Below are 17,098 nucleotides of genomic sequence, written 5' to 3'. Positions count from 1 at the left end.
CTCTGCCTCTGCCTCTGCCTTCCGGTGTCGCGCAGGCGCACAAAAGAAAACGCCGCTCTTTCGAGCGGCGTTTTTTATCTTCTCGCAGCCAATCAGCTCAGGCGCGAGGGGTACACCTTCTTCAGGGATTCCGGTGCCAGCACCTCGATGTGGCCATCGATATTGTGCAGCCAGCTGAGAAACTCGGGGGTGTCGGCCACCTCGGTCTCGACGACGACGCTGCGCTTGTCGTAGCGGGTCATGCGCTGGTTACGGCCCGGGATCTCGCTCTCTTGCAGCGCGCGGCTGTTGGTGTCGATCCGGCCCACGAAGCGGATGGTGCTCTGACCATCTTCCTGATAACCGTGCTCGCGCACCATCTTCTGGATGTTGAAATCCTTCGGCTGGGTGGTGCTGTGGTTGGTCAGCTCGAGCTCACGAATGTGCTCGAACGGGATGCCATAGACCTTGGGGTCCAGCTCGGAGAGGGTGCACAGCAGCACCGGGCCCTCTTCCTGGTTCAGGATGCCGAGCGGGTTGATGAGATCGTAACGCAGCCAGACGGTGCGCTCCTTGATCACCCGTTGCACGTCGGCGCTGAACTTGCGGCCACGCCACAGGGCGTCACGGATCAGGGTGCTGCGGCGGATGTCCGGGTTACCGGCGAACGGGCGCGGCGACTGGTGTACGCTCTCGAGCCAGCGACGGGCCGGTTCACTCTGGCTGTCGCGGATCACCTGGCTGGCCTTGTCGACCAGCGGGTTCAGTTCGGTCAATACGCTGGCCGGGAGCAACTGGCTGGCTTGGTCGCTCCAGGTCTTCAGTGCTACCGCCAGGGAGAGCGGCATGATGTTGGCAAAGTCGCTTAGGCCATTGCGTTCGAAGCACCAGCCGTGCGGCTTGCTGCGCTCGTCAGAGGTCAGATCGAAGAGGCCCATGCCGGACATCTCTTCCAGATCGCGCTGGACAGTGCGCAGGCTGACGCGGATTCCCTCTTCCTCAAGCTTGGCCTGCAGTTGGCTGGCGGTCAGCTTGTAGGGGCGGTGCGGGATGCAGCGTGCCAGGGTCAGTTGTCTTAACAGCTTCTTACTCATGATGCATGCCTTTGCGGATTGGCTATGAGTATATCCTAGACAGCTTATGCGACAGGTATTGTCGCATTTTTTGCTGCGACAAGTGTCGCCATTTACATACAAAAAACCTCAACGTATTGAAATTACAGTGTTTTGTGCAATAACAAAGGCCCCAATAGGGGCCGTGTAAGCTTCTGTCGCAGTGGATTTACTTGCTCATCCCCCCTGTTCAGGGGGCGAAGGGACTCAATAACCCCAGGATAACGGGCTCTTGGTGACGGCGGCGCCAGCCATGTAGGCGAACAGCGCCAGCGCGATCACGCCAAACAGCAGGCGCATGCCCTTCGTGCGCCCTTTCAGCGCCATTACCCCGCAGCCCACATAGCCGACCAGGGCGATCAGCTTGGCCAGCAGCCAGGGTTGTGTGCCAGGGGAGAAGTGCAGCAGCAGAGCCAGCCATACCCCGGCCACCAGCAGCAAGGTGTCGTTGACGTGGGGCAGAACCTTCAGCCATTTGCGCTGCAAGCTGGGGCTCTGTGCCAGCGCGAGACGCCAGCGATAGAGAAACAACAGCAGGCTGATAAGGGCCAGCAACATGTGCAGGTGTTTGAGCAGGGGGTAGTAGGCGATCATCGTGCATCCTTGGGCAGAGCGTCATCCTGAGGCGCGGTGTCCCAGTTGTAGGACTGGATGCGCCCCTGTTCTTCCTCGTCATCTTGCAGCAAGTCGGCCAGGATGTCGCGGTATTGCAGGCTCTTGTTGATGTAGGTGTGTTCGTCGTCGAGATACTGGGTCTGCTCGCGCAGTAGCCGGTTATCGTGGCGCTTGAAGGTCTGGCCGGCGCGCCATGCCTGGTTGGCGCGAAACCCGAGTTCAACCAGCACCTCGACGCCGAGATCGACCGCCGAGCCGAGGGTTTCCCGGAACACGTGCTCGACCCCTTGGCGCAGCAGTTCGTGGGCACTCGGGCGATCCTGGGCTCGCGTCAGGATCTTGAGGTGCGGGAAGTGCTTGCGCACCGTCTCTATGATGCTGAGGGTGGTGGCGGGATCGTTGACCGCGACCACCAGCAGCTTGGCCTGATGGGCCCCGGCCGCATGCAGCAGATCGAGACGGGAGGCGTCACCATAGAAGACCCGGTATCCGAACTTGCGCAGCATCTCGATCTGGCTGGGGTCCTGCTCCAGTACCGTGGTGCCGATACCGTGGCCGTGCAGCAGACGACCGACGATCTGGCCGAAGCGGCCGAAGCCGGCGATCAGCACCGGGTTATTGGCTGACTCCGGATTGGTGTGTTCCGTCATGGTGTCCGGCTGATAGTCAAAGCGCGGCTGGATCAGCTTGTCGTTGAGGATGAGCAGCAGCGGGCTCAGCGCCATCGACAGGGTGACCACCAGGGTGAGCAGGCTGGTGGTCTCGGTACTGAGTACCCGGGTTTGACCGGCGAACGAGAACAGCACGAAGGCAAATTCACCGCCCTGAGCCAGCGCCAGGGCGAAGGTCCAGTTCTGGCTCGGGCTCATGCGCAGCACCTTGCCAAGGCCCATCAACACCAGCCACTTGACCACCATCAGCCCGATCACCAGGGCCGGGATCAAGAGCGGGTGCTCGGCAAATAGGCGAAAGTCGATGCCGGCACCGACCGACATGAAGAAGAGACCGAGCAGCAGCCCCTTGAACGGCTCGATGTCCGATTCGAGCTCGTGGCGGTATTCACTGTCGGCCAGTACGACGCCGGCTAGGAAGGAGCCGAGCGCGGGGGAGAGGCCGACCGACTCCATCAGCACCGCGATCCCCACCACCAGCAGCAGGGCGGCGGCGACGAAGATCTCGCGCATGTGGGCCTCAGCGATGGCGCGGAAGATGGGGCGCATCAGGTAGCGCCCCCCCAGCACGATGCCGCTGATGGCGGCGGCCACCAGCGCCCCCTGTTGCCAGCCACTCAGGCCGCTGCTCTCACCTATGGTGGTGGGTTGCAGTGCCAGCAGGGGCAGCAGCGCCAGGATCGGGATCACCGCGATATCTTGCAGCAGCAGCACGGCAAAGGCGCTGCGGCCGCTTTCGTTCTGCATCAGGCGGCGCTCCTGCAAGCTCTGCAGGGCGATCGCGGTGGAGGAGAGCGCCAGAATGAGGCCGATGGCCAAGCTCTCCTGCCAAGGCAGTGAGGCGGCCCAACCGATACCGGTCAGCACCAGGGTGGTCAGGATCATCTGCAGGCCGCCGGTGCCGAGAATGGGCCCCTTGAGCTGCCATAGCAGGGTCGGCTGGAGTTCGAGGCCGACCAAAAACAGCATCAGCACCACGCCGAACTCGGCAAAGTGCATCACCTCTTTCTGATCGCCCACCATGCCGAGCAGGTAGGGGCCGATGATGATGCCGGCCAACAGATAACCGAGTACGGAGCCGAGACCGAAGCGCTTGGCGAGCGGGACGGCGATGACGGCGGCGCCGAGATAGATGAGGGCGTCTTGCAATATGCCGGATTCCATCAGAGGTTCTCCAAGGCGTCACGCAGATAGGTGTGGGAAGAGAGCGACTCCACGGTCAGTTGCTCGTCGCGCAGTGCCGCGAGCAGTTGGCGATACTCCTGGCCGCAGCGTAGCAGGGCTGTCGGGTCACTGATCTTGTGGAAGGCATGCAACACGAAGGGAGGCAGCCAGTGCATGCCACACAGACGGGCGGTCTGCTGGAACGGCAGCAGGAAGTCGATGAGGGGGCGCTGGTTATCCCCTTCGGTGCTGTACGATTCCGGTGCGCCGCCCGTGGTGATGGCCGACAGCCACAGCTTGCCGCGCAGCGTATCGCCCTCGTTGCCATAGGCGTAACCATATTCGAGCACCAGATCGAGCCACTCCTTGAGGATGGCGGGGCTGGAGTACCAGTAGAAGGGGTGTTGGAACACCACCATGTCATGCTCGGCGAGCAGCGCTTGCTCGCGCTTCACGTCGATGAGTTGGTCGGGGTAGCTTTGATAGAGGTCATGCAGGGTGACTCCTTCCAGTCCCTGAATGGCGTGCAGCAAGCTGCGGTTGGCGTGCGACTTTTGCAGCGCCGGATGGGCGAACAGCACCAGAATGCGTTTCATGTGTGACTCGGGGATGGCCGATATGAGGCCTCATTCTCGCGGTTGCAGGGTCTGCTCGTCCAGTCCCGCTTGACCCTACCCCGGGGGGCAGGGTTAGCATGCTCACTCATCCCATGCAGAGAAAAACGATGCTGCCGATTGCCGCCCTTCGCCGTGCCCGGTTCTGGATACCCATGTGGTGTCTGCTGCTGGTGTGCATGTCGTTTGGTGCCAGGGCGGCCACCGATCTCTGCACCTTCACCGATCACTGTGGCCGCATCGAGCGCTCGCTCGAGAAGGCGATGCCGTGCGGTAGCTTCACCACCATGCTTGGTATGGCCTGTATCGCCGAGGTGGCGCTTGGCGTCGCTCCGCTGGAGGCCGACGTTCCCCATTTTCCCGAGCCGGATCTACATATCCCCGCTGCCCCTTGTGAGCGGCTGGAGCGGCCTCCCCGCCTCCTCCTGGTCTGAATTTTCCGCCCCTTACCGGGGTGATCCCATTCTTGCCATCATGAGGAGAACACCATGATTCCAGGTTCACGCCTGCTGGCGGTGCTTGCCGCCTTTACTGCCTTCTCGGCCCTGGCGGCCGGCCCCATGACTGTCTACAAGTCGAAATACTGTGGCTGTTGTGAGGGCTGGATCAAGCACATGCAAGCCAACGGTTTCGAGCTGAAGGTGGTGGAAACCGAGGAGCTTGGCGCCATCAAAGAGCGTAACGGCATTCGCCCCGAGCTTTCCTCGTGCCACACGGCCGAGATCGATGGCTATGTGGTCGAAGGGCATGTGCCGGCCGCCGATGTTCGGTTGCTGCTGGAACAGAAGCCGGCCATCCGTGGCTTGACCATTCCCGGTATGCCCCAGAGTGCGCCCGGTATGGACATTCCTGGCCACCCCTATGAGGTGCTGAGCCTGGACCAGGAGGGCAAGACCACGCGTTGGTCGGCCTATCCGGGCTGACCGGCAGCCTGCCTGGCTGGCTCCCTATCCCATGTGAGGCACACCTGGCAGACGCTGGGCCGCCAAGCAGGCAGACCGCCACCCCCGGGTGGCGGTTTTTTTGCTTAAAACAGGGGGGGAACCTTGCCCGAGAAGGGATTCGGGGGCAGATTGGTGCCGCCAGGAGTGGATGTGGCTTCGGTCACGTCGACACGAAGAGAAGATCGCCAAGGATGCGATATGCAAATGAAACCCCATTGGTTGCTCTGGCTGGTGCTTGCCGCCGGAGTGGCCCACGCTGCAAGTGAGAGCCCCATGACCCAGCCCCCCCAGGCCACCCGACAGCCGCACCTCCTCAAGAACCACGGCGATGAGCGCATCGATAATTACTACTGGTTGCGGGATGACAAACGACAGGATCCGGCCGTGCTCGATTACCTCAAGGCCGAGAACCGTTATACCGAGGCCATGCTGGCGCCGTCCAAGGCGCTGCGTGACCAGCTCTATGCCGAGATGGTGGCGCGCATTCCCCAGCAGGATGAGTCCGTGCCTTACGTCAAGAACGGCTACCGCTATCAGACTCGTTTCGAGCCGGGTAAAGAGTACGCCATCTATTTGCGCCAACCGGTCGATGGCAAGGACAAGCCGCAACTGCTGCTAGATGGCAACCAGCGTGCCGAGGGGCATGACTATTACGCCACCGGTGCCCTCGAGGTGAGCCGCGACAACCGGCTGCTGGCGGTGAGCGAGGATGTGGTCTCCCGTCGCCAGTACGATGTGCGTTTCCTCGATATCGACAGTGGTCAGTGGCTGCCGGATCGTATCGAGAACACCTCGGGCAATATCGTCTGGGCCACCGACAGCAAGACGCTGTTCTATGTGCGCAAGCACCCGCAGACCCTGCTGCCCTACCAGGTTTACCGCCATGTGCTCGGCACCGACCCGGCCAAGGATCAGCTGGTCTACGAGGAGCAGGATGACACCTTTTACGTCAGCCTCTACGCCACCACCTCGGAGGAGTTCATCGTCATCAGCCTCTCCAGTACCACCACGGGCGAGGCGCGGCTGATCGATGCCAACCATCCCGAGCAGAGCCCCAAGGTGTTCCTGCCGCGCCGGGTCAATCACGAGTACGGCATCGACCACTACCGTGGCAACTTCTATGTGCGCTCCAACAAGGACGGCAAGAACTTCGGTCTGTACGAGACCCGGGAGGGGGCTGAGGCGCATTGGAAGAGCGTGGTGGCGCCGCGCCCTGATACCCTGCTCGAGAGCTATGTGCTGCTGCGCGACTGGCTGGTGGTGGAGGAGCGTGAGGGCGGGCTGACCCGGTTGCGGCAGATCCGCTGGCAAGATGGCGAGCAGAAGGAGATCGCCTTCGACGACCCCACCTACGTCACTTGGCTCGGGTACAACCCGGAGCCCGACACCGATCGGCTGCGCTACGGCTACTCGTCGCTCACCACGCCGAGCTCCACCTACGAGGTCAACCTCGACAGCGGCCAGCGCACCCTGCTCAAGCAGCAGCCGGTGGCGGGTTTCAAGAGCGAGGATTATGCCAGCGCCCGGCTTTGGGTGACCGCCCGTGATGGGGTCAAGGTGCCGGTCTCGCTGGTGTGGCGCAAGGACAAGTTCAAGCAGGATGGCCGTAACCCCTTGCTGGTCTATGGCTACGGCTCTTACGGTGCCAGCATGGACCCGGATTTTGGCAGCGCCCGCCTGAGCCTGCTCGATCGCGGTTTCGTCTACGCCATCGCCCACATCCGGGGTGGCGAGGAGCTGGGCCGCGATTGGTACGAACAGGGCAAACTGCTGCACAAGCAGAACAGCTTCAACGACTTCATTGACGTGACCCGCGCGCTGACGGCGCAGCAATACGGAGCGCCCGATCAGGTCTATGCCATGGGGGGCAGTGCCGGTGGTCTGCTGATGGGGGCGGTGATCAACCAGGCGCCCGATCTCTATCGCGGCGTGGTGGCCCAGGTGCCCTTCGTCGATGTGGTGACCACCATGCTCGACGAGTCTATCCCGCTCACCACGGGCGAATACGACGAGTGGGGCAACCCCAATGAGAAGGCCTACTACGACTACATGAAGTCCTACAGCCCTTACGATCAGGTCAAGGCGCAGGCCTACCCGAACCTGCTGGTGACGACCGGTCTGCACGACTCCCAGGTGCAATACTGGGAGCCGGCCAAGTGGGTCGCCAAGCTGCGTGAACTCAAGATCGATCATAACCTGCTGCTGCTTCACACCGACATGGAGTCGGGCCACGGCGGCAAGTCGGGGCGCTTCAAGGCCTATGAGGACATCGCCCTCGAGTTTGCCTTCCTGCTGCAACTGGCCCAGCCGCTGAAGGCGGGCTAAGGCCCCATGAAAAAGAGCGCCACGAGGCGCTCTTTTTTTATCCTTGCGGCCGCATCAGACGGCGGCGGTGAGCTGGATCTCGACCTTGAAGTCGTCATGGGCGAGGCGGGCCTGCACGCAGCAGCGTACCGGGGCGCTGCCGGCTGGCAGCCAGGCATCCCACAGCTCGTTGAAGGCGGCGATGTCACCGATCTCTTTGAGATAGATGGTGGCCATCAGGATCTTGTCGACCCCGGAGCCGTGCGTCTCCAGTAGGCGGGTCAGGCTCTCCAGCACCTCGCGGGTCTGGGTCTGGAGGTCGGCTTCCAGCGTGGCGGGCACTTCCACCACATAGAGGGTGCCGTTGTGGATGACAAGGTCGGACCAGCGGGCCGTGGTGCCGATGCGGGTGATCGGTGACATGGACATTTCCTTGCGATTACAGACCCTTGCGGATCAGGTAGCGATAGGGGGCGGCTTCAATCTCACTGGCCACCAGGGTGTGGTCCATGAAGCGGCAGAAGCTTGGGATGTCACGGGTGGTCGACGGATCGTCGGCATGCACCAGCAGGGTTTCCCCCTCGGCCATGGTGCGCACCCTCTTACGCACCATCATGACCGGCTCCGGGCAACGCAGCCCGACGGCGTCCAGTTCATGGGTAGCACTGCAGAACAAATCACTCATTTCGTTTCAAACCCCTAACCAATTCGGCTGGCAATAATAGCTCCGACTAAAAAATAAGCAAAGAATGAACTCGCTTCCCAGCAGATGAAACCGAATTGCCGGGAACGCCTTTCCTGACGGAGGCCCATGGGTAATATAAAAAATGACCCATATTCAACAGGGAGGTATGAATATGATCCAGTCCTACGACCGGCTGAAGGTCTATGCCGCCATGGGTTTTCTCTCGCTGGCCATGATCGTGCTTGGCAACCCGATTGGCAATTCCGGCACCTGGTTTGGTGCCATGGTGATGATCGGGCTGGGGCTGTGGATTGAGCTCAGCGATTACTATGATGAGGATGAAGAGGAACAGGATTGATGGCGTGAAGGCGGGCCGGGTGCCCGCCTTCGTCATTGTCGCTCAGGCGTGGGTCAGCTCGGCGGCATGCAGGAAGAAGCGTAACTCTCCCTTGACCCGGCGGATGGCAGCCAGATGACGATCTTGCAGGTAGATCTCCTGCTCTTGGTCTAGGTGGCGCGGAGTGACGCCCAGGCTGTGCAGATACTCCTCAAACAACACCTCGCCCTTAATTTCGATGAGTCTGTGTTCCATGACCCTTATTCTCCTTGTGAAGCACGTGGACAAAAAGCATAGACGCTCAGCGCCATGCTCGCCTGTTACATTCATCAGTTCACAAGGTCGTTGCCACCCTCACTGCTGCCTAGCGTGAAAGGCGGGCGGTATCCCAGAAGGCTCGCACCAGCGGGTCTTCCAGTCGCTTCTTGAGCACGGCGATGCCGACATCAAATGGCTTGAGCGCCGGCTTGGGCTCGACGATGCGGATCTTGTCCCCCATCGGGCTGTGGTCGAGCACCGCCTCGGGCACCAGCCCCACCCCGCAACCGAGCGCCACCATGGCGACGATCCCCTCGTTGCCCGCCACTTCGGCGTAGAGGTTGGGGGCGATCCCCTTGTTACGCAGCCACTGCTCGCAGCGTTTTCGCGCCAGCCCCTGCTCCGAAAGGATCAACGGCAGCCGCTCCCAGTTGGGTTCGCCGCCAGGGAACCACTGGGCCAGTTGCGGCCCGCTGCGCGGGGCGATGAACACCAGCGGTACCTGGCGCAGGCTGGCGAACTCCAGCTTGGCCGGCAGGGCATCCGGGCGGGCGGCGATGGCCAGATCGGTCTCGTCGGCCAGCAGCCGGTCGACCGCCAGCGCCGGGTCGCCGGTTTCCAGCTTGATCTCGAGCTGAGGATGGCGGCGGCGAAAGCGTTCGAGCAACTCGGGCAGCAGGAAATAGCTGGCGGTCACCGAGCAGTAGACCCGCAGCCGTCCTTGCAGCGGTTCGTCGCTGCGGCGCAGCTCCTGACGCAGATGGCGCCACTCCTGCACCAGTGTGCCGCCGAATTCGCGCAGCTTCTCGCCGGCCGGGGTGAGGCGCACGCTGCGGTTATCCCGCTCGAACAGGGTGCAGCCGGTCTCCTGCTCCAGGCGCTGGATGGCCCGGCTCAGGGTGGAGGGGCTGACCGCCATGGCGTCGGCAGTCTTGCCGAAGTGCAGGCTGTCGGCGAGGTGCAAAAACAGCTCGAGGTGACGTAGATCCATATTTCATTATCCGCAACGTGATGTTTCGAATATATCAGTTACGGCAATACCTGTCCCGCGCTATAGTGGTTCGACATTGCGCCGCATTGCGGCATGGAATCAACCGAATGGAGCAATCACCATGGCCAACTATTTCAACACCCTGAACCTGCGTCAGCAGCTGGCCCAGCTGGGCAAGTGCCGTTTCATGAAGCGCGAGGAGTTCGCCGACGGCTGCGAAGTGCTCAAGGGCAAGAAGGTGGTGATCGTCGGCTGTGGTGCCCAGGGTCTGAACCAGGGTCTGAACATGCGCGACTCCGGGCTGGATATCTCCTATGCCCTGCGCCAGGCCGCCATCACCGAGAAGCGTGCCTCCTGGCAGAAGGCCACCGATAACGGCTTCAAGGTCGGCACCTATGAAGAGCTGATCCCGACCGCCGATCTGGTGCTGAACCTGACTCCGGACAAGCAGCACTCCGACGTGGTGAAGACCGTCATGCCGCTGATGAAGCAGGGTGCCGCCCTGGGTTACTCCCACGGTTTCAACGTGGTTGAGGAAGGCCAGCAGATCCGTGCCGACATCACCGTCGTCATGGTTGCCCCCAAGTGCCCCGGCACCGAGGTGCGCGAAGAGTACAAGCGTGGGTTCGGTGTGCCAACCCTGATCGCCGTCCACCCGGAGAACGATCCCAAGGGTGAAGGCATGGCGATTGCCAAGGCGTGGGCCTCTGCCACTGGCGGCGACCGTGCTGGCGTGCTGGAGTCCTCCTTCGTGGCCGAGGTGAAGTCTGACCTGATGGGTGAGCAGACCATCCTGTGCGGCATGCTGCAGGCCGGTTCCCTGCTTTGCTACGACAAGCTGGTGGCCGAGGGCACCGACCCCGGTTACGCCGGCAAGCTGATCCAGTTCGGTTGGGAGACCATCACCGAAGCCCTCAAGCAGGGTGGTATCACCAACATGATGGATCGACTCTCCAACCCGGCCAAGCTGCGCGCCTTCGAGCTTTCCGAGCAGCTGCGCGTGCTGATGCGCCCGCTGTTTGAGAAGCACATGGACGACATCATCGCCGGTGAGTTCTCCCGTGGCATGATGGCTGACTGGGCTGAGGACGACATCAAGCTGCACACCTGGCGCGAAGAGACCGGCAAGTCCGCCTTCGAAAATGCCCCGGCGTTCGACGGCAAGATTGCCGAGCAGGAGTACTTCGACAATGGTCTGGTCATGGTGGCCATGGTCAAGGCGGGGGTCGAGCTGGCGTTCGAAACCATGGTGGCCTCCGGCATCTATGAAGAGTCCGCCTACTACGAGTCGCTGCACGAGCTGCCGCTGATCGCCAACACCGTTGCTCGTAAGCGCCTGTATGAGATGAACGTGGTCATCTCCGATACCGCCGAGTACGGTAACTACCTGTTCGCCAACGCCGCCGTACCGCTGCTGCGCGAGCACTTCATGCCGACCCTGCAGGCGGGCGATCTGGGCCAGCCGGCCACCAGCGGTAACGCGGTCGATAACGCCGCCCTGATCCGCGCCAACGAGGCGATCCGCAACCACCCGATCGAAGCCATCGGCCAGGTGCTGCGCGGCTACATGAAGGACATGAAGCGTATCTCCGTCGGCGGTTAAGTGCTGCTGACAATCCATGACCAAGAGGGAGCCCAGGCTCCCTCTTGTCGTTGTTGCCGGCCGGTCGGAGCAAGACAGGCGTTCCATCTTGGACTACCCTGACGCTCTTTCTTCCTCAGGAGTCTTTCGATGCGGCTCGATCCGTTTACCCTGATCCTGGTCACCGTGGTGGTGATCGCCTCCCTCTTTCCCTGCGAGGGGGCCTGGGCCGAGGGGTTTGCCCAGCTCACCAAGGCGGCCATCGCCCTGCTCTTTTTCATGCACGGAGCCAAGCTCTCGCGCCAGGCCATCTTCGCCGGGATGGGCCACTGGCGCCTGCATCTGCTGGTGATAGGCAGCACCTTTGTGCTGTTCCCCCTGCTCGGCCTACTGCTACGCCCCTTCGTGCCGGCCTGGATCAGCCCCGAGATCTACCTGGGCTTCCTCTATCTGTGCGCCCTGCCGGCCACGGTGCAGTCGGCTATCGCGTTTACCTCCATGGCCGGTGGCAACGTGGCCGCTGCCGTGTGCAGCGCCTCGGCCTCCAGCATCCTCGGTGTCTTTCTCTCGCCGATCCTGGTCGGGGTACTCATCAATGTGCAGGGAGAGGACACCGAAACCTGGCAGGCGATCCAGTCGATCTTGCTGCAACTGATGCTCCCCTTCGTGGCTGGCCACCTTGCGCGCCCCCTCATCGGTGGCTGGGTCGACCGGCACCGTCCCCTCATCAGTAAGGTCGACCAGAGTTCGATCCTGCTGGTGGTCTACGTCGCCTTCAGCGAGGCGGTGGTGGAGGGGATCTGGCACAAGGTGGGTTGGGACGACCTGCTCTCGATCCTGCTGGTGAGCTGCGTGCTGCTGGCGCTGGTCATCGTCATCAACATGCAGGCGGCGCGCCGGCTCGGTTTCTCCCGTGAAGACGAGATCACCATCGTCTTCTGCGGTTCGAAGAAGAGCCTCGCCAACGGCGTGCCCATGGCCAACGTGCTGTTCCCGGCGGCCTCGGTCGGCATCATGTTGCTGCCACTGATGCTGTTCCACCAGCTGCAACTGATGGTGTGCGCCGCCCTGGCGCGCCGCTATCAACAACAGGCCCAGCAGCAGACCGCTTGACCTTCCCACTGTGGGAAGGTTTAGGGTGAGGCCAAAGTGGGAGGAGTGTCATGATAGCGAGACGGTTGCCAACGAGCCTGATTGCCCGGCTGATGCTGGTGCTGATGCTCGCCTGCAATCTGACCCTCTGTCTTGCCGCTTACACCATCCAGGCCGCCCAACCGGTGGCGGCCAGCTGCCACGGTGCGGCGATGGCCGATGAAGATGGCCAGGGCATGCAGGGCGACTGCCCCATGCCCTCCGGGGTCTCCGGTGCCTTGAGCCAACTCACCGGTGGCCTGCCCTCGCTGCTGCTGTTGCCTTTGTTGCTGTGTCTCTCCCTGTTTGCACCGCCCCTGCTCGGGGGCGCTGTGCTGCGGCTGCGCCGCGGCCGGGCCCGCGGGGCCCCCCCTCCCTCCTGGCCCAGGCGCCATCTCGAGTTCTGCATCCTGCGCAATTGAGTTCTCCCTTGCCCCGTTAACGGCCGGCAAGTTGCCGGCATGTCTTCGTGTCTGTGCAAGAGAGTCTCTATGTCATCGCAATCATTTGGTCCCCTCAGGGGACTCCTGCTGCTCGCCGCCCTGGCTGGCAGCGCCGCTGCCGGCTATTGGCTGGCGGGTGGCCGCGCCCCGGCGCCGGCCGAGAAACAGCCCCTCTATTGGGTCAATCCGATGGACCCTTCCGACAAGCGGCCGGGGCCGGCCAAGGACTCCATGGGGATGGATTTTCTCCCCGTCTATGAGGAGAAAAAGGAGGGCTCCCCCGGTACTGTCACCATCAGCCCCGAGATCCAGCAGAACATGGGGGTGCGTCTGGCCGAGGTGACTCTGTCTCCTTGGCGGCAGCGCATCGAGACCGTGGGTTATGTGGGCTATGACGAGGAGCGCCTCGAGACGGTAACCCCGCGCATGGGGGGCTGGATCCGCCGCCTGCACGTCAAGAGCGAGGGGCAGCCGGTCAAGGCCGGGCAACCTCTGTTCGATCTCTATTCGCCGGATCTGGTCAACGCCCAGAAGGAGTTCCTGCTAGCCCTGAGCAGCGGCAACCCGGCCATCGAGCGTGCCGCCGAGGGCAAGCTGCGCGCCCTGTCGATCCCAGCCGGTCAGATCAACGAGCTCAAGCGTACCCGCCAAGTGCAGCAGACCATCCGCATTCCGGCCGCGCGCGGCGGTTATCTGGTCGATCTCAAGGTGCGTGAAGGGCAGTACGTGGAGCCGGCCGATCCGCTCTTCTCCATCGCCTCGCTCGGCGAGGTGTGGGTGAGCGCCGAGCTGTTCGAGCGTCAGGCCGGCGCCGTGCAGGTGGGCATGCCCGCCACCATGACCCTGGACTACGATCCCGGCCGCCACTGGCCCGGCCGGGTTGACTACCTCTACCCGACCCTGGATGCCGCCACCCGCACCCTCAAGGTGCGGCTGCGCTTTGCCAACCCGGATGGTCAGCTCAGGCCCAACATGTTCGCCAAGATCAGCCTGGAGCGGGAGCTGCCCCCTGTGTTGCAGGTGCCGGCCGAGGCGGTGATCCGCACCGGCCGTCAGGATCGGGTGGTGCTGGCGCTTGGCGACGGCCGCTTCAAGTCGGTGGCGGTGCGCTTGGGGGCGCGCGACGGCGAGCGTCAGGCGATCCTCGAGGGGGTCGAGGCGGGCGACAAGGTGGTCAGCTCGGCCCAGTTCCTCATCGATTCCGAATCGAGCCTCAGCTCTGATTTCCAGCGCATGACCGCATTTCGCCCTGTTGCGGTATGGAGCGAGGGCACGGTGACCGCGCTCGATGGCGATCGGGTGACCCTCTCCCACCAGGCGGTGCCCGAGTGGCAGTGGCCGGCGATGGAGATGGAGTTTGGCCTCGGTGAGGGGGTGGATGCCGGCGCCCTCAAGGTGGGCACCCACCTGCACTTCGAGATGCGCCAACAGGGAGAGGATTATCAGGTGACCGCCATTCATGTGATGGATGACGCCGCCCCGGCTGCCGACAACCACGGGGGGCACTGAGCATGATCACCGCCATTCTTCGCTGGTCGCTCGGCAACCGCTTCCTGGTGTTGCTGGTGACCGTGCTGGTCACTGCCTGGGGCATCTGGTCGGTGCGCCAGACCCCGGTCGACGCCCTGCCGGATCTCTCAGACGTACAGGTGATCATCAAGACCAGCTACCCGGGGCAGGCGCCCCAGGTGGTCGAGGATCAGGTCACCTACCCGCTCACCACGGCCCTGCTCTCGGTGCCGGGGGCCACCACGGTGCGCGGTTACTCTTTTTTTGGTGACTCCTTCGTCTATGTGCTGTTCGACGACAAGACCGATCTCTACTGGGCCCGCGCCCGGGTGCTGGAGTATTTAAGCCAGGTGGCCTCGCGCCTGCCGGCCGAGGCCAAGCCCGAGCTTGGCCCCGACGCCACCGGGGTGGGCTGGGTCTATCAGTACGCCCTGACCGACAAGAGCGGCCAGCACGATCTGGCCCAGCTCACCTCGCTGCAAAACTGGTTTTTGAAATACGAGCTGCAAACCGTGCCCGGGGTGGCCGAGGTGGCGACCGTGGGCGGCATGGTCAAGCAGTATCAGGTGCGGGTCGACCCGGACAAGCTGCGCGCCTACGGGGTGCCGCTGTCGCTGATCAAGAGCGCCATCGAGATGGGCAATCAGGAGACAGGCGCCTCTGTCATCGAGATGGCCGAGGCCGAGTACATGGTGCGCGCCAGCGGTTATCTCAAGGGGGTGGAGGATCTGCGCCAGATCCCGCTCGGTACCCGGGTGCGCGGCACGCCGCTCACCTTGGGCGACGTGGCCGAGGTGGCCACCGGCCCGCAGATGCGGCGCGGCGTGGCTGAGCTGAACGGCGAGGGGGAGGTGGTCGGCGGCATCATCGTCATGCGCTATGGCGAGAACGCCCAGCGCACCATAGACGGGGTCAAGGCGCGGCTGGCCGAGCTCAAATCCAGCCTGCCCAAGGGGGTGGAGCTGGTCACCGTCTATGACCGCTCCGATCTCATCGCGCGCGCCATCGACAACCTCTCCGGCAAGCTGGTGGAGGAGTTCGCCGTGGTGGTGCTGGTGTGCTTGGCGTTCCTCTTTCACCTGCGCTCGTCGCTGGTGGTGGTGGTGAGCCTGCCGATCGCCATCCTGGTCGCCTTCATCGTCATGCACCTGCAAGGGATCAACGCCAACATCATGTCGCTCGGCGGTATCGCCATCGCCATCGGCGCCATGGTGGACGGCGCCATTGTGATGATCGAGAACGTGCACAAGCACATGGAGCGCGAGACGCTCACCGAGCAGAACCGCTGGCAGGTGATCCTGACGGCCAGCGCCGAAGTGGGGCCGGCCATCTTCTTCTCGCTGCTCATCATCACCATGAGCTTCCTGCCGGTGTTCACCCTGGAGGCTCAGGAGGGGCGCATGTTTGCCCCGCTCGCCTACACCAAGACCTACGCCATGGCGGCGGCCGCCGGCCTCTCCATCACGCTGGTGCCGGTGCTGATGGGCTACTTCATCCGTGGCCGGGTGCTACCCGAGCAGGCCAACCCCCTCAACCGCGCCATGACCCACGGCTACCTGCCGCTGCTGCGCGCCGTGCTGGCCTGGCCCAAGACCACCTTGGCGCTGGCGCTGGCGGTCACGATTGCCGGCCTCTATCCCTTGCAGCATCTGGGCTCTGAGTTCGTGCCGACCCTCGATGAGGGGGATCTGCTGTACATGCCCACCACCTACGCCAACCTCTCGGTGGGCAAGGCGCGCGAGCTGCTGCAACAGACCGACAAGCTGATCCGCACCGTGCCCGAGGTGCAGAACGTGTTCGGTAAAGCGGGGCGCGCCGAGAGCGCCACCGATCCGGCCGATCTGGTGATGTTCGAGACCGCGGTGCAACTCAAGCCGCGCGACCAATGGCGCCCCGGCATGACCCCCGAGAAGCTGCGTGAGGAGCTCGACTCGCTGATCCGCTTCCCCGGCCTGACCAACGCCTGGGTGCCTCCCATCAAGACTCGCATCGACATGCTGGCCACCGGCATTAAGACCCCGGTCGGCATCAAGATCGCCGGCCCCGATCTCAAGCAGATAGAGCAGATTGGCCGCGAGGTCGAGCGCATCCTCAAGGCGGTGCCGGGGCTCTCGTCGGTTTACGCCGAACGGGTGGCCGGTGGGCGCTACGTCAAGGTGGATATCGATCGCGCCCGCGCCGCCCGCTATGGCCTCAACGTGGCCGACGTGCAAGAGGTGCTGGCGCTGGCGGTGGGCGGCATGGAGGTGGGGCAGACCATAGAGGGGCGCGAGCGTTACCCCATCAACCTGCGCTACCCACAGGATTACCGCGACTCGCCCGAGGCGCTGGCCCTGCTGCCCCTGGTGACGCCGGAGGGGGAACGCATTGCGCTCGGCGACGTGGCGCGGGTCTATCTCTCCGACGAGGCCCCCATGCTGCGCAGCGAGAACGCTCGCCTCAACGGCTGGGTCTATGTGGACATCGACGGGCGCGACATCGGCTCGTTCGTGGCCGAGGCGCGCGCCAAGGTGGAGCAAGAGCTCAAGCTCGCCCCCGGCTACGCCCTCACCTGGTCCGGGCAGTACGAATACATGGAGCGGGCCAAGGCGCGCCTCGCCTACGTGGTGCCGCTCACCCTCGGCATTATCGTGCTGCTGCTCTATCTGGCGTTTCGCCGCATGAGCGAGGTGCTGATCATCCTCGGCTCCCTGCCGCTGGCCGTGGTGGGGGGGATCTGGGCGGTGTGGCTGCTCGGCTTCAACCTCTCGGTCGGGGTC

General features: G+C 63.4%; 17 protein-coding genes. 9 read left to right on the top strand and 8 right to left on the bottom strand.

The window, feature by feature from the left end; genetic code table 11:
* Positions 1–92: 92 nt before the first annotated feature.
* The 4 genes from BN1134_RS12500 to kefF form a co-directional block, all read right to left on the bottom strand.
* Positions 93–1,073 (bottom strand): helix-turn-helix transcriptional regulator, encoded by a 981-nt coding sequence (locus BN1134_RS12500; RefSeq protein ID WP_042047595.1) that lies wholly within the window; start codon positions 1,071–1,073, stop codon positions 93–95.
* 225 nt (positions 1,074–1,298) lie between these two features.
* Entirely contained in the window at positions 1,299–1,685 is a 387-nt protein-coding gene (locus tag BN1134_RS12495) for a SirB2 family protein (protein ID WP_042047594.1), read from the bottom strand.
* Entirely contained in the window at positions 1,682–3,541 is a 1,860-nt protein-coding gene (gene kefC / locus BN1134_RS12490; protein WP_042047592.1) for a glutathione-regulated potassium-efflux system protein KefC, read from the bottom strand. The genes BN1134_RS12495 and kefC overlap by 4 nt, the downstream gene beginning before the upstream one ends.
* Entirely contained in the window at positions 3,541–4,137 is a 597-nt protein-coding gene (gene kefF, locus BN1134_RS12485; RefSeq protein WP_042047590.1) for a glutathione-regulated potassium-efflux system oxidoreductase KefF, read from the bottom strand. The genes kefC and kefF overlap by 1 nt, the downstream gene beginning before the upstream one ends.
* 173 nt (positions 4,138–4,310) lie before the next feature.
* On the opposite strand from kefF, the gene BN1134_RS12480 reads away from it, so the two are divergent.
* The 3 genes from BN1134_RS12480 (at position 4,311) to BN1134_RS12470 (ending at position 7,424) form a co-directional block, all read left to right on the top strand.
* Complete coding sequence (locus BN1134_RS12480; protein WP_226798903.1) at positions 4,311–4,589, top strand: hypothetical protein; 279 nt, start codon at positions 4,311–4,313, stop codon at positions 4,587–4,589.
* Between the two features lie 54 nt (positions 4,590–4,643).
* Positions 4,644–5,078, top strand: a complete 435-nt coding sequence (locus tag BN1134_RS12475) for a DUF411 domain-containing protein (RefSeq protein ID WP_042047589.1) — start codon at positions 4,644–4,646, stop codon at positions 5,076–5,078.
* Positions 5,079–5,297: 219 nt separating this feature from the next.
* Positions 5,298–7,424, top strand: a complete 2,127-nt coding sequence (locus BN1134_RS12470) for a S9 family peptidase (protein ID WP_084214798.1) — start codon at positions 5,298–5,300, stop codon at positions 7,422–7,424.
* A 54-nt stretch (positions 7,425–7,478) separates the two neighbouring features.
* Here the strand turns inward: BN1134_RS12470 and BN1134_RS12465 are convergent, their stop codons facing one another.
* Both BN1134_RS12465 and tusA read right to left on the bottom strand, forming a co-directional pair.
* Positions 7,479–7,826: a RidA family protein gene (locus BN1134_RS12465; RefSeq protein WP_042047588.1), complete on the bottom strand. Its 348-nt coding sequence runs from the start codon at positions 7,824–7,826 to the stop codon at positions 7,479–7,481.
* A gap of 16 nt (positions 7,827–7,842) precedes the next feature.
* Positions 7,843–8,088: a sulfurtransferase TusA gene (gene tusA / locus BN1134_RS12460; protein WP_042047587.1), complete on the bottom strand. Its 246-nt coding sequence runs from the start codon at positions 8,086–8,088 to the stop codon at positions 7,843–7,845.
* Positions 8,089–8,260: 172 nt separating this feature from the next.
* Here tusA and BN1134_RS12455 point away from each other — a divergent pair, with 172 nt between their 5' ends.
* A complete protein-coding gene (locus tag BN1134_RS12455; RefSeq protein ID WP_042047586.1) occupies positions 8,261–8,446 on the top strand; it encodes a hypothetical protein in 186 nt (61 codons plus the stop codon).
* A 42-nt stretch (positions 8,447–8,488) separates the two neighbouring features.
* On the opposite strand, the gene BN1134_RS12450 is transcribed toward BN1134_RS12455, so the two are convergent.
* Together BN1134_RS12450 and ilvY are read right to left on the bottom strand one after the other, a co-directional pair.
* Positions 8,489–8,680: a hypothetical protein gene (locus BN1134_RS12450; RefSeq protein ID WP_042047584.1), complete on the bottom strand. Its 192-nt coding sequence runs from the start codon at positions 8,678–8,680 to the stop codon at positions 8,489–8,491.
* 109 nt (positions 8,681–8,789) lie between these two features.
* A complete protein-coding gene (gene ilvY / locus BN1134_RS12445; protein WP_042047583.1) occupies positions 8,790–9,674 on the bottom strand; it encodes an HTH-type transcriptional activator IlvY in 885 nt (294 codons plus the stop codon).
* A gap of 121 nt (positions 9,675–9,795) precedes the next feature.
* On the opposite strand from ilvY, the gene ilvC reads away from it, so the two are divergent.
* The 5 genes from ilvC to BN1134_RS12420 all read left to right on the top strand — a co-directional run.
* A complete protein-coding gene (ilvC, locus tag BN1134_RS12440) occupies positions 9,796–11,277 on the top strand; it encodes a ketol-acid reductoisomerase (protein WP_042047582.1) in 1,482 nt (493 codons plus the stop codon).
* 129 nt (positions 11,278–11,406) lie between these two features.
* Complete coding sequence (locus BN1134_RS12435; protein WP_042047581.1) at positions 11,407–12,369, top strand: bile acid:sodium symporter family protein; 963 nt, start codon at positions 11,407–11,409, stop codon at positions 12,367–12,369.
* Positions 12,370–12,419: 50 nt separating this feature from the next.
* Positions 12,420–12,809, top strand: coding sequence for a hypothetical protein (locus tag BN1134_RS12430; RefSeq protein WP_042047580.1), 390 nt, complete (start codon positions 12,420–12,422; stop codon positions 12,807–12,809).
* A 69-nt stretch (positions 12,810–12,878) separates the two neighbouring features.
* Positions 12,879–14,339 (top strand): efflux RND transporter periplasmic adaptor subunit, encoded by a 1,461-nt coding sequence (locus BN1134_RS12425; RefSeq protein ID WP_042047578.1) that lies wholly within the window; start codon positions 12,879–12,881, stop codon positions 14,337–14,339.
* A 2-nt stretch (positions 14,340–14,341) separates the two neighbouring features.
* Positions 14,342–17,098, top strand: a 2,757-nt coding sequence (locus BN1134_RS12420; protein ID WP_042047576.1) for an efflux RND transporter permease subunit, incomplete at its 3' end; no start/stop codon positions are given.

Source organism: Aeromonas simiae (assembly GCF_000820125.1).
GTDB classification, from domain to species: Bacteria; Pseudomonadota; Gammaproteobacteria; order Enterobacterales; family Aeromonadaceae; genus Aeromonas; species Aeromonas simiae.
The sequence above is the reverse complement of the archived record's forward strand: the minus strand, read 5'-3'. Positions and strand labels throughout refer to the sequence as shown.

Coding starts and splice junctions, on each gene's coding strand:
- BN1134_RS12500 (WP_042047595.1), bottom strand. CDS start 1,073: ATGAGTAAGAAGCTGTTAAGACAACTGACCCTGGCACGCTGCATCCCG.
- BN1134_RS12495 (WP_042047594.1), bottom strand. CDS start 1,685: ATGATCGCCTACTACCCCCTGCTCAAACACCTGCACATGTTGCTGGCC.
- kefC (WP_042047592.1), bottom strand. CDS start 3,541: ATGGAATCCGGCATATTGCAAGACGCCCTCATCTATCTCGGCGCCGCC.
- kefF (WP_042047590.1), bottom strand. CDS start 4,137: ATGAAACGCATTCTGGTGCTGTTCGCCCATCCGGCGCTGCAAAAGTCG.
- BN1134_RS12480 (WP_226798903.1), top strand. CDS start 4,311: ATGTGGTGTCTGCTGCTGGTGTGCATGTCGTTTGGTGCCAGGGCGGCC.
- BN1134_RS12475 (WP_042047589.1), top strand. CDS start 4,644: ATGATTCCAGGTTCACGCCTGCTGGCGGTGCTTGCCGCCTTTACTGCC.
- BN1134_RS12470 (WP_084214798.1), top strand. CDS start 5,298: ATGCAAATGAAACCCCATTGGTTGCTCTGGCTGGTGCTTGCCGCCGGA.
- BN1134_RS12465 (WP_042047588.1), bottom strand. CDS start 7,826: ATGTCACCGATCACCCGCATCGGCACCACGGCCCGCTGGTCCGACCTT.
- tusA (WP_042047587.1), bottom strand. CDS start 8,088: ATGAGTGATTTGTTCTGCAGTGCTACCCATGAACTGGACGCCGTCGGG.
- BN1134_RS12455 (WP_042047586.1), top strand. CDS start 8,261: ATGATCCAGTCCTACGACCGGCTGAAGGTCTATGCCGCCATGGGTTTT.
- BN1134_RS12450 (WP_042047584.1), bottom strand. CDS start 8,680: ATGGAACACAGACTCATCGAAATTAAGGGCGAGGTGTTGTTTGAGGAG.
- ilvY (WP_042047583.1), bottom strand. CDS start 9,674: ATGGATCTACGTCACCTCGAGCTGTTTTTGCACCTCGCCGACAGCCTG.
- ilvC (WP_042047582.1), top strand. CDS start 9,796: ATGGCCAACTATTTCAACACCCTGAACCTGCGTCAGCAGCTGGCCCAG.
- BN1134_RS12435 (WP_042047581.1), top strand. CDS start 11,407: ATGCGGCTCGATCCGTTTACCCTGATCCTGGTCACCGTGGTGGTGATC.
- BN1134_RS12430 (WP_042047580.1), top strand. CDS start 12,420: ATGATAGCGAGACGGTTGCCAACGAGCCTGATTGCCCGGCTGATGCTG.
- BN1134_RS12425 (WP_042047578.1), top strand. CDS start 12,879: ATGTCATCGCAATCATTTGGTCCCCTCAGGGGACTCCTGCTGCTCGCC.